This is a genomic window from Pseudomonas sp. Marseille-P9899 (assembly GCF_903166565.1).
GTDB classification, from domain to species: domain Bacteria; phylum Pseudomonadota; class Gammaproteobacteria; order Pseudomonadales; family Pseudomonadaceae; genus Aquipseudomonas; species Aquipseudomonas huaxiensis.
The window spans coordinates 580380-591863 of the sequence record NZ_CAESCG010000002.1 but is presented as its reverse complement, the minus strand read 5'-3'; the positions used below and the strand labels follow the sequence as shown (position 1 = coordinate 591863).

8 protein-coding genes and 2 pseudogenes are annotated in these 11484 nt (G+C 63.6%); 5 read left to right on the top strand and 5 right to left on the bottom strand.

Annotation, left to right across the window (positions count from 1 at the left end):
• Positions 1-132: 132 nt before the first annotated feature.
• From HWV67_RS12020 to HWV67_RS12010, 3 genes are read left to right on the top strand one after another with little or no spacing between them, the layout of a single operon-like run.
• Positions 133-1506, top strand: coding sequence for a TolC family outer membrane protein (locus tag HWV67_RS12020; protein WP_175651387.1), 1374 nt, complete (start codon positions 133-135; stop codon positions 1504-1506).
• Between the two features lie 36 nt (positions 1507-1542).
• Entirely contained in the window at positions 1543-3696 is a 2154-nt protein-coding gene (locus HWV67_RS12015) for a type I secretion system permease/ATPase (RefSeq protein ID WP_175651386.1), read from the top strand.
• An 18-nt stretch (positions 3697-3714) separates the two neighbouring features.
• Complete coding sequence (locus tag HWV67_RS12010) at positions 3715-5061, top strand: HlyD family type I secretion periplasmic adaptor subunit (protein WP_175651385.1); 1347 nt, start codon at positions 3715-3717, stop codon at positions 5059-5061.
• A gap of 205 nt (positions 5062-5266) precedes the next feature.
• On the opposite strand, the gene HWV67_RS12005 is transcribed toward HWV67_RS12010, so the two are convergent.
• From HWV67_RS12005 to HWV67_RS11995, 4 genes and pseudogenes are all read right to left on the bottom strand, one after another.
• A complete protein-coding gene (locus HWV67_RS12005) occupies positions 5267-5866 on the bottom strand; it encodes a tRNA-uridine aminocarboxypropyltransferase (RefSeq protein WP_175651384.1) in 600 nt (199 codons plus the stop codon).
• A gap of 77 nt (positions 5867-5943) precedes the next feature.
• Positions 5944-6924 (bottom strand): annotated as a pseudogene (locus tag HWV67_RS32085) (methyl-accepting chemotaxis protein); the annotation flags it as partial.
• Between the two features lie 303 nt (positions 6925-7227).
• Positions 7228-7503, bottom strand: a pseudogene (locus HWV67_RS32080) (PAS domain-containing protein); the annotation flags it as partial.
• Positions 7504-7636: 133 nt separating this feature from the next.
• Entirely contained in the window at positions 7637-8530 is an 894-nt protein-coding gene (locus tag HWV67_RS11995; protein WP_110973354.1) for a LysR family transcriptional regulator, read from the bottom strand.
• Between the two features lie 224 nt (positions 8531-8754).
• Between HWV67_RS11995 and speB the strand changes: the two genes are divergently transcribed.
• On the top strand, positions 8755-9705 hold the full coding sequence (gene speB / locus HWV67_RS11990) for an agmatinase (RefSeq protein ID WP_095154326.1): 951 nt from the start codon (positions 8755-8757) through the stop codon (positions 9703-9705).
• A gap of 139 nt (positions 9706-9844) precedes the next feature.
• On the top strand, positions 9845-11224 hold the full coding sequence (locus HWV67_RS11985) for a sodium:solute symporter (RefSeq protein ID WP_175651382.1): 1380 nt from the start codon (positions 9845-9847) through the stop codon (positions 11222-11224).
• Positions 11225-11327: 103 nt separating this feature from the next.
• On the opposite strand, the gene HWV67_RS31675 is transcribed toward HWV67_RS11985, so the two are convergent.
• The gene (locus HWV67_RS31675) at positions 11328-11450 is read right to left on the bottom strand and encodes a PA1414 family protein (RefSeq protein ID WP_256587674.1); all 123 of its coding nucleotides are present in this window, start codon (positions 11448-11450) and stop codon (positions 11328-11330) included.
• Between the last annotated feature and the right edge of the window lie 34 nt (positions 11451-11484).

Here is an 11484-nt window from a genome sequence, read left to right as displayed (position 1 = left end):
AAATTTCTTCTTAGCTTCGCGCGCAAATGTTCTTAGCTCTGTTGTTACAAGCCTGAAACGGTTTGACCTTAATTTTTCGTCATTTTATTGGCGATGCAGCACCTAAAAATGGAACTCAGGGAGAAGTAACCCATGCGTGTTTTGAACCCCCTCACCAGTGCAGTTTTACTGGCCATGGCCTGCGCCAATGCCCAGGCAATGTCTTTGCAGGAAGCAGTGCAAAGCGCCGTGGATTACCACCCCGAAGCCAAGGCAGGAATAAACAGCAGGTTGTCTGCCGATGAAGATGTGAAGTTCGCGCGCGGCGGTTACTACCCGAGCGTCGATCTGGTTGCCGGCTATGGCCGTGAGCGCTCGGACAACACCAATACTCGCACCCTGAATGTCGACGGCACGCGCAGCCACAACAAGGAAACCCTGAACTACACCCAGTCGGAGCTGCGCCTGCGGCAGATGCTGTTCGACGGCTTCAATACCTCCAATGAAGTCGCCCGCACTGAAGCGGTGGTCAATTCCCGCGCCTACTACCTGCAAGCCACCTCGCAGACCATCGGCCTGCGCGCCATCGAGGTCTACCTCGAAGTGCTCAAGCGCCGCGAACTGGTGACCCTGGCCAAGAACAACCTGCAGGCCCACTTGCGGGTCAACGACCAGATCGGCCTGCGCAGCGAGCGCGGCGTCGGCAGCACCGCCGACCTCGACCAGTCCACCGCTCGCCGGGCACTGGCGGAAAACAACCTGTACACCGCGGAAGTCGACCTGGCCGATGCCGAGGCGAATTTCTTCAGCGTCACCGGCCGCACCGCCGACGAGCTGGAAGCCCCGCCTTCGATCAAAGGCGAACTCCCCACCAGCCTGGTCGACGCTCGCCAGGACATGCTGGCGAACAACCCCTACCTGAAATCGGCCCAGGCCGACATCCAGGCCGCCGAGCAACAATATGAAGTGGCGAAGTCGCCGTTCTACCCGCGCCTGGACGCCGAGCTGTCCACCGCCGCCAACAACAACCTGGGCGGCGAGCCGGGCCATTCCAACACCGACTGGCACGCCGGCGTGGTGATGACCTACAACCTGTTCCGCGGCGGCAGCGACAAAGCCCGCCTGCAGTCCGACGCGCACAAGATCAACCAAGCCATGGACATCCGCAACAACGCGCTGCGCACCCTCACCGAGGACCTGTCGCTGTCCTGGAACGCCCTGCAGAACGCTGCCAAACAGACCCCATCGGCTCGCCAGTACGCCGAGACCACCACCCGTGTGCGTGCGGCCTACCAGGACCAGTTCGGCCTCGGCCAACGTACCCTGCTCGATGTGCTCGACAGCGAAAACGAGCTGTACAACGCCAACCGGCGCTACGTCGAAGTGCGCTACATCGAGGAGTTCTCCGGCTATCGGCTACTGGCCAACATGGGCGAGCTGCTGAGCAAGCAGAAAATCTCGCTACCGGTCGAAGCCGTCGCCCAGAGCGACGTCAAGACCGACGCGCGGTTGCCTGAAATGCGTTGAGTATTTTCCGCCGCCTCGGCTGAGGAGTAGGCCATTGTGACCAGCATGCAACCGGCGAGCTCGGCGGACCAACGCCAGAGTTTCGATGATCCGTTACTCGATGGGCTGTTGATTCTCTGCAAGCTGCACGGTTGCACGGCCAGCCGCGCCAGCCTGAGCAGCGGGTTGCCGTTGCCGCAACAACGGCTGAACGTTGATCTGCTGCCGCGTGCGGCGGCGCGGGCCGGCCTGCAGGCGCGGGTACTGCGCCGTGAGCTGGGCGCGATTTCCGCGCTCAACCTGCCAGTGCTGCTGCTGTTCAAGGACGGCCGCTGCGCGGTGCTGCGGCGCTGGAAAGACGACGACCAGGCGCTGATCCTGCCTTGCGAAGCCGACGGCGGCGAGCAGTGGGTCAGCCGCCAGGAACTGGACGAAGCCTACGCAGGCCAGGTCCTTTTCGCCCGCCCCCGGCATGAGCTCGAAGACCTGCGCAACCCGCTGGTGCCGCGAGTCAATGCGTGGTTTCGCGACACCCTCAAACAATCCCGCTGGCTGTACGGCGACGCCCTGCTGGCCAGCCTGCTGATCAACCTGCTGGGCCTGATGGTCCCGCTGTTCGTGATGCAGACTTACGACCGCGTGGTGCCGAACCAGGCCACTTCGACCCTTTGGGTGCTGGTCATCGGCCTGTTGGTCGGCACCCTGTTCGAACTGGTGCTGCGGGTGGTCCGCGCGCATCTGCTCGACCAGGCCGGCAAGAAGACCGACATGATCCTCTCGGCAACCCTGTTCGAGCGCATCACCGGCATGTCGATGAAGGCCCGCCCGGCCACCATCGGCGGCTTCGCCCAAAGCATTCACGACTTCCAGGGCCTGCGCGAATTCCTTACCGCAGTGACCCTCACCAGCGTCATCGACCTGCCCTTCGTGGTGCTGATGCTCGCAGTGATCGGTCTACTCGGCGGCTGGCTGGTGGTGATTCCGCTGGTCGCCTTCCCGCTGACCATCGTCTTCGCCCTGCTGATCCAGATACGCCTGCGCGACACCGTGCAGAAAAGCCTGAGCCTCGGCGCAGTACGCCAGGCGCTGCTGATCGAAACCCTCGGCGGCCTGGAAACCCTCAAGGCCTGCGGCGCCGAAAGTGAACGCCAATACCAGTGGGAAAGCACCCATGGCGCCCTCACCCAACTGGACGTCCACGCCCGCAAACTCTCGGCCCTGGCCACCAACGGCACGCTGTTCATCCAGCAGTTCTGCGGGATGGCGACCATCGTCGCCGGGGTCTACAGCATCATCGCCGGCAACCTCAGCGTCGGCGCCCTCGTTGCCTGCTACATGCTCGGCAGCCGGGTGCTCGCGCCGTTGGGGCAGATCGCCGGGCTGATCACCCGTTATCAACAGGCGCAATTGACCATGCGCAGCACCGACGCCCTGATGGCCCTGCCCCAGGAACGCCGCAGCGACCAGCAACCGCTGGAAAACACCCGACTGCAAGGGGCGCTGGAAGTGAGCCGGGTCAATTTCCGCTACCCCGGGCAAACCGCACCGGCGCTGAACAACGTCAGCTTCAGCGTCAAACCGGGCGAACGGATTGGCATCATCGGTCGCAGCGGCTCGGGCAAAAGCACCCTGGCGCGGCTGGTGATGGGCTTCTACGAGCCGGATGAAGGCCAGATCCTGCTGGACAACCTCGACCTGCGCCAACTGGACATCACCGACCTGCGCCAGCAACTGGGCTACGTCGCCCATGACCTGCCGCTGCTGGCCGGCAGCCTGCGCGACAACCTGACCCTGGGAGCGCGTTACGTGAGTGACGCGCGGATGCTCGAAGTTGCCGAACTGACCGGCGTCAGCGAGCTGGCCCGGCAACACCCGCGCGGTTTCGACCGCCCGCTGGGCGAGCGCGGCCAACTGCTCTCCGGCGGCCAACGCCAAGCCGTGCTGCTGGCCCGCGCAATGCTGCTGGAGCCGCCGATCATGGTGCTGGACGAGCCCACCAGCCACATGGATAACAGCAGCGAAGAACAACTGCGCCAGCGCCTGCAGGGCTGGATCGAGGGCAAAACGTTGCTGCTGGTCACCCATCGCACCTCGATGCTCAGCCTGGTTGACCGCCTGCTGGTGCTGGACAACGGCAAGATCGTTGCCGACGGCGCCAAGGATGCGGTGATCGACGCCCTGCGCAAGGGCCGTATCGGTCAGGCCCTTTAGTCTCCCAAGAGGTGCGCGATGTCCGCCCTACGCAGCTACTTCCAGAGCTTCAACAAGACCGCCGAGCACGAATACCTGCCGGACCTGGCGAACGCCACCCTGCAAGACTCGCCGCGCCGCTCGCGGCTCACCGTGTGGCTGGCGGCGACCTTGCTGCTGGTTGCGCTGGTGTGGGCCAAGCTGGCGGTGCTCGACGAAGTGACCACCGGTGAAGGCAAGGCGATTCCGTCGAGCAAGGTCCAAGTGATCCAGAACCTGGAGGGCGGCATCGTCACCGAGATTTTCGTCCGCGAAGGCCAGATGGTGAACAAGGGCGACACCCTGCTGCGCCTGGACGACACCCGCTTTCGTTCCAACAAGGGCGAGAGCGAGGCCGACCGCTATGCCCTCACCGCCCAGGTCGAGCGGCTGTCCGCCGAGACCGAGGGCAAGCCGTTCCAGGTTTCCCCGGAAGTGCGCAGCAAGGCGCCGCAAGTGGCCGAGGATGAAATGGCCCTGTACCAGTCGCGCCAGCGCCGCCTGAACAGCGAGAAGCAGACCCTCAACGAACAACTGCGGCAGAAGACCCAGGAACTGGCCGAGTTCCGCTCCAAGCTGGACCAGTACCGCTCGGGCCTGGCCCTGCTGCAGCAGGAGCTGGACATGTCGACGCCGTTGGTGAAAACCGGGGCGATTTCGCCGGTGGAAATCCTCCGCCTCAGACGCAGCGCGGTAGAAGCCCGCGGCTCGATGAACGCCACCAGCCTGGCGATCCCCCGGGCCGAATCGGCCGTGGCGGAGATCAAGAGCAAGATCGAAGAATCCGAGGCCACCTTCCGCTCCGACGCGGCCAAGGAGCTCAACGAAAAACGCACCGACCTGTCGAAGATCACCGCCACCAGCGTCGCCATCGACGACCGCGTCAACCGCACCACGGTGGTGTCGCCGGTTCACGGCATCATCAAGCTGCTCAAGGTCAACACCATCGGCGGCGTGGTCCAGCCCGGCAGCGACCTGGTGGAAGTGGTGCCGCTGGAAGACAACCTGCTGATCGAAGCCAAGGTCCGGCCACAGGATGTGGCGTTCCTGCATCCGGGGCAGAGCGCGATGGTCAAGTTCAGCGCCTACGACTATTCCATTTATGGGGGGCTCAAGGCGCGGCTGGAGTTGATCGGCGCTGACACCGTCACCGACGACAAAGGCAACGCCTTCTACATGATCCAGGTGCGTACCGACAAAAATCATTTGGGCGGCGACAACAAACCGCTGCTGATCATCCCGGGGATGGTGGCGACGGTGGACATCATTACCGGCGAGAAGAGTGTGCTGGATTACTTGCTGAAGCCGGTGCTGAAGGCGCGGACGGAGGCGTTGCGGGAACGTTAGACAGTGGCCCCATTGCTCTGTAGGTGCGAGCTTGTGGGGGCGCCGAACCGTCGCGAAGGCGGTCTCAACCACGGGCTTCACCTGGGAAATGGCTGTGTTGCCTAGGGCTATCGCGAGCAAGCTCGCTCCTACAAAGTCCACGGCACGGTGCAATGTGAACTGTAGGAGCGAGCTTGCTCGCGATGCGCGCTCTAGCTCTCACACATCAGCGCAAATGATTACGCTCGAACGTCTCGCGCCCCATCGCCGCAATTTGCCCCTCGATCAAGGCATCGAATGGCCTGAGCAACTCATCGAATCGCGCTTCCCCTTCCAGCACATTCAACGCCTGGGTCACCGCCTCGATGGTCGACAGCGCCCCCGCTTCCGGCGCCTTGCGCAGCCGATAGCGGGAAGGCTGGACGCTCGCCAGGGTCACCCGCGGCAACGCGTCCAGCAGCGGATTCAGGTAGAGCAGTTTGCGCGCCTTGCGCCAGGTGCCATCCGGCACGATCAGCAGCCAGGGACGCGGATCCAGGTCTTCGCCATACGCCCGCAACGGCTGCGCCTGTTCACCGGGAAACAGCAAGCCCACCCGATACCCCGGCGCGGCAATCAGTTCGGCCAGCCCGTCGAACACCTCGCCCACCCGCAACTCGCCATTGCGCAGGCCAAGGGCGGCAAGGCGCGCGGTATTGAGGGCATGACGGACTTCATCGGGATGCTGCAACAGGACCACGCGGGTGCGGCTGTCGAGCGACGGGATCAAGGGACAAAGGCAAAGGGACTGCGGACGCTGACAGCGCTCGCACTGGATTCTGGACATCGGGTTCTCCTGGGCGGACAAAGTGTGCCACAGCAGTCCCGGAAAAGACCCACATCCCTGTGGGCAGGTTGGTGCGACTAGCGGTTGAAGCGTTCGGCCAGGTCGTGCAGGTACTCGGCCATGCGTTCAAGCTCCTGGCTGATTTCGGCCCCTTGCCTGGCCTGGCCGGCACTGTGATCGCACAACTGCGCAATGCGCACGATCTGTTGGTTGATGTCTTCCACCACATGGCTCTGCTGCTCGGAGGCCGTGGCGATCTGCTGGCTCATGCCGGTGATACGACTGACCGCCTCGCTGATCCCGCTCAGTGCGACCTGCACCGCCTCGACGCTGTGCACGCTGTCGCGGGAGATCTGCTCGCCCTTGTTGGCGCTGGTCACCGCCCGATCGGCACCCGCACGCAGCGAGGCGATGATCTGGTGGATTTCTTCGGTCGAGGCGCGAGTCCGCTGGGCCAGCGAGCGCACTTCGTCGGCGACCACGGCGAAGCCGCGTCCCTGCTCGCCGGCCCGTGCCGCTTCGATGGCGGCATTAAGGGCCAGCAGGTTGGTCTGCTCGGCGATCGAGGTGATCACATCCACCACGCTGCCGATGGACTGGGTCTGCTCGGCCAGGGCGTGGACTGCCTGCCCGATATCGTTGACCGCATCCGCCATGCTGCTCATCGCCTGCAGGCTCTGCTGCGCCAGCGTGCTGCCCTGGCGGGTCAGCTCGTCGGCATCGGACGCCGCGTGCGCGGTGTTCTGCACGTTCTGGGTCACCTGCTGGATAGTCGCCGCCATCTGCGCGATAGCCGTCGCCGACTGGTCGGTCTCGCTGCGCTGGCGGTCGAGCATCTGCGCCTGGGCACCGGACAAATCCGACGACTGTGACGCCCGCGTTCGTACGCTGACCCCAGCATCCACCAGCCGGGTCAGCGCCGTCTGCAGGCGCGCTTCCTCGCTGATCATCGCCAGGTCCAATTGCCCCTGCAGGCCCAGGTTGCGGCTGTAGGTCAGGGCTACCAGCGGGCTGGTGAATGCTTTCGGGTGCTCGCCCAGGGTGCGGCGGATCACCCGGCTCTGGCGGTTTTCCAACAGGAACCAGGCCGCCAACAGGCTGGCCATCAACACCCCGAGGGCGGCGTATTGCGGCAAGGCCAGATAGGCGGCCACCGACACCACGCCAGCCCCGACCAATGGCCAGCCATGTTCGAGCACATCCAGCGTGCGCGCCGCCCACGGGGTGGGTGAACGTCCGGCGCGCAAGCGCTCGTACAACGCGGCGGCGCGTTGCACCTGATCGCGGCTGGGCAGCGAGCGCACCGACTCGTAGCCACTGATCCGACCGTTCTCGTAGATGGCCGTGACATAGGCGCTGACCCAATAGAAGTCACCGTTCTTGGCGCGGTTCTTGACCACGCCCATCCACGGCTTTCCCTCCTTGATGGTTTCCCACATATGGGCGAACACCGCAGGGGGCATGTCGGGATGGCGTACCAGGTTATGGGTTTGGTTAAGCAGCTCGTCGCGGGTGAACCCGCTGATGGCGACGAACGCATCGTTGCAATAGGTAATGCGGCTGGTCAGGTCGGTGGTGGAGATCAGCCGCTGCTCTTGGGGGAAGGTTCTTTCCTGCTCACTGACGGGCAAATTCATGCGCATCTTGGGCGTTCCCTGCTGACAAGGTGGGGAGGAAGTTTCATCACGGCAAGAAAAGTAGTAGCAGAGCATTAACGCTTTCGTGATGCTTTTTACCACTCGCACAAAGTAATTTTCGCCGACGTTCGCCTCACGCTGGCGTCAGTTGTGCCCGCAGCAGGTCGCGGAAGGTCTGGATCAGCGGTTCGCGACTGCGGCCACGGCGGATGATCATCGAGAACGGCGCCTGATAACCGAAGGTCGCCGGAGATAGCACCCGCAAATCGCCTTTATCGGCCCACGCCTGGGCGTAATGCTCCGGCAGGTAGCCGATATAGGCGCCAGACAGCACCAGGATCAGTTGCGCCTCCATGCTTTCCACGGTCGCGGCACTGTGCTTGAAGCCGTGCCGGGCCAGTTCCGCCTGGCTCCAGTAGCCCCGGCCGACCATGCGCTGCTGGGTGATGACCTGCTCTGGAATGCGCCGCTCGCTGAACAGCGGGTGGCGGTTGCTGCAATACAGCCAGTGCTGCTCGCGGTACAGCGGCTGGTAGACCAGCCCGCTCATGCGCGTGGAAAAGGCGCCGATGGCGAGGTCCAGGCGGTTGTCCTGCACCCCCAGTTGCAGCTCATACGGACTGGACACCGACAAATGCAGGTGCACCGCCGGGTGTTCCTGGCTATAGGCGCCGATGGCTTCGGCCAGCGGCAAGGCGCGATCGCCCACGGTGGAGTCGATCACCCCCAGGTTGAGGGTCCCACGCAGCTCGCCCTTGAGCGCTGCGGCGTACTGCTCGAAACCGTCCAGTTCGGCCAGCAGGCGCAAGGTCTCCTGGTGAAACAGCTCGCCCTTGCTGGTCAGGCTGAAGCCGCCACGGCCGCGATGGCACAGCACGATGCCGAGGGCGGCCTCGAGCTGGCTCATGTAGGTGCTGATGGCCGAGGTGGAGAGGTTGAGGTCGCGCTGGGCATTGGCGAAACCCTGGTGGCGCACCACGCTGGCGAAGATACGCAGCAGCTTCAGATCGGGCAGGTTCGAGGCCATGAAAACGGAGGTCCGCAGGTCGGAAATGGCGACAGTCTAACCCCGCTCCCGGCGATAGTTCAGAAAAACCTGAACTAAGTATTTGCCTGTAGCGATTCTTCTACGGCACTACATTTTGCAGACTTCGCCGCACTGCAACTGTTCCAGGGCACTTTCGGCTGGCTGGCCGGTGTTGAGAACAGGTTTCAACAACTAGAACAATCGAACCGATGAGGCCCGAAACCGTGGACAAGATCCTGCACCAACCACTGGGCGGCAACGAAATGCCGCGCTTCGGCGGCATCGCAACCATGATGCGCCTGCCCCACCTGCAAAGTCCCGCCGGCCTCGACGCCGCCTTTATCGGCGTGCCGCTGGACATCGGCACCTCCCTGCGCTCCGGCACCCGCTTCGGCCCGCGGCAGATCCGCGCCGAGTCGGTGATGATCCGTCCGTACAACATGGCCACCGGTGCCGCCCCGTTCGACTCGCTGTCGGTGGCCGACATCGGCGACGTGGCGATCAACACCTTCAACCTGCTCGACGCCGTGCGCATCATCGAAGAAGCCTACGACACCATCGTCGAACACAATGTCATCCCGCTGACCCTCGGCGGCGACCACACCATCACCCTGCCAATCCTGCGCGCCCTGCACAAAAAGCACGGCAAGATCGGCCTGGTCCACATCGACGCCCACGCGGACGTCAACGACCACATGTTCGGTGAGAAAATCGCCCACGGCACCACCTTCCGCCGCGCCGTCGAAGAAGGCCTGCTGGACTGCGACCGCGTGGTGCAAATCGGCCTGCGCGCCCAGGGCTACACCGCTGAAGACTTCAACTGGAGCCGCAAACAGGGCTTCCGCGTGGTGCAGGCCGAAGAGTGCTGGCACAAGTCGCTGGAACCGCTGATGGCCGAAGTCCGCGAGAAAGTCGGCGGCGGTCCGGTGTACCTGTCCTTCGACATCGACGGCATCGACCCGGCCTGGGCGCCCGGCACCGGCACCCCGGAAATCGGCGGCCTGACCACCATCCAGGCGATCGAAGTGATCCGGGGCTGCCAGGGTCTCGACCTGATCGGCTGCGACCTGGTCGAGGTATCCCCGCCCTACGACACCACCGGCAACACCTCGTTGCTCGGCGCCAACCTGCTCTACGAAATGCTCTGCGTACTGCCCGGCGTTGCACGTCGCTAATAGCCAAGGCAAGGAAAGATATCAGGCAGGAGCCATGACGGCGGCCCGTTGAAAACGGGCCGCGCTACGAAGAATGACCCGCGGCGGCCTACCCGACCGCGAGATCGATCTCACATAAAAAAGATAATTGGAGACACCCATGGCCTTGGACATATTCGTTGTACTGATTTATGCCGCCGGCATGCTGATACTGGGCTGGTACGGCATGCGCAAGGCAAAGACCCACGAGGACTACCTCGTGGCCGGCCGTAACCTCGGCCCAAGCCTGTACATGGGCACCATGGCCGCAACGGTACTGGGTGGCGCGTCCACCGTCGGCACCGTGAAACTGGGCTATGTGCACGGTATTTCCGGTTTCTGGCTGTGCGCGGCACTGGGCCTGGGCATCATCGCCCTGAACCTGTTCCTCGCCAAACCGCTGCTGCGCCTGCGCATCTTCACCGTCACCCAGGTGCTGGAAAAGCGCTACAACCCCATGGCCCGTCAGGCCAGCGCCGTGATCATGCTGGCCTACGCGCTGATGATCGGCGTGACCTCGACCCTGGCCATCGGCACCGTCCTGCAAGTGCTGTTCGAACTGCCGTTCTGGAGTGCGATCCTGCTCGGCGGCGGCGTGGTGGTGGTGTACTCGACCATCGGCGGCATGTGGTCGCTGACCCTGACCGACATCGTCCAGTTCGTGATCAAGACCGTCGGCCTGATGTTCGTCCTGCTGCCGATCTGCCTGTACCGCGTTGGCGGTTGGGACCAACTGGTAGCCAAGCTGCCGGCGTCCAGTTTCAGCCTGACCACCATCGGCTGGGACACGATCATCACCTACTTCCTGATCTACTTCTTCGGCATCCTGATCGGCCAGGACATCTGGCAGCGGGTGTTCACCGCCCGTGACGAGAAGGTTGCCAAGTACGCCGGCACCACCGCAGGCGTGTACTGCGTGATCTACGGCCTGGTCTGCGCGGTGATCGGCATGGCCGCTCACGTGCTGCTGCCGGACCTGGGCAACGCCAACAACGCCTTCGCTGCCATCGTCAAATCCGCCCTGCCTGACGGCATCCGCGGCCTGGTGATCGCTGCTGCGCTGGCGGCAATGATGTCCACTGCCAGTGCCGGCCTGCTGGCTGCGTCCACGGTCCTGACCGAAGACCTGCTGCCGAAACTGCGCGGCGGCAAACAGTCGAGCCTGTCGATCAACCGCCTGTTCACCCTGCTGACCGGCCTGGCCGTGCTGGCTATCGCCCTGGTGGTGGAAGACGTGATCAGCGCCCTGACCCTGGCCTACAACCTGCTGGTGGGCGGCATGCTGGTTCCACTGATCGGTGCCATCTACTGGAAACGCGCCACCACCCGCGGCGCGATCACCAGCATGACGCTGGGCTTCGTTACTGCGCTGGTGTTCATGATCAAGGACGGCATGGACGCGAACACCCCGATCTACTACAGCCTGGCGATCGCCCTGGTGAGCTTCGTGGTGGTCAGCCTGATGTCCCGCTCGGAAGTGAATGCGGCGAAACTGGCTTGAAACAAGAAGGGCCTGCGCAAAGCAGGCCCTTTTTCTTTGGGATGAAGAGCCCCATCGCTGCGGTTCGGGGCGCCGAACCGCAGCGATGGGACCTCTGAATACTTCAACGTCGAGGCTGACGCTTGCGCTTCTCGTCGTCGCTGGGGATCGGTACCGGTTGCATCGGCGGGATCAGACCCAAGGCAACAGCGAGGTCATGGAGCCAGTTCATCATCAGGTTTTTCATATTTCCCCCTTGAGGGTCATCGTCCAATCCAGTT

Bases quoted from the DNA above. Each gene is read 5' to 3' on its own strand.
- HWV67_RS11995 (WP_110973354.1), bottom strand. From the start codon at position 8,530: ATGGCCTCGAACCTGCCCGATCTGAAGCTGCTGCGTATCTTCGCCAGC.
- HWV67_RS12005 (WP_175651384.1), bottom strand. From the start codon at position 5,866: ATGTCCAGAATCCAGTGCGAGCGCTGTCAGCGTCCGCAGTCCCTTTGC.
- HWV67_RS12010 (WP_175651385.1), top strand. From the start codon at position 3,715: ATGTCCGCCCTACGCAGCTACTTCCAGAGCTTCAACAAGACCGCCGAG.
- HWV67_RS12020 (WP_175651387.1), top strand. From the start codon at position 133: ATGCGTGTTTTGAACCCCCTCACCAGTGCAGTTTTACTGGCCATGGCC.
- HWV67_RS11985 (WP_175651382.1), top strand. From the start codon at position 9,845: ATGGCCTTGGACATATTCGTTGTACTGATTTATGCCGCCGGCATGCTG.
- HWV67_RS31675 (WP_256587674.1), bottom strand. From the start codon at position 11,450: ATGAAAAACCTGATGATGAACTGGCTCCATGACCTCGCTGTTGCCTTG.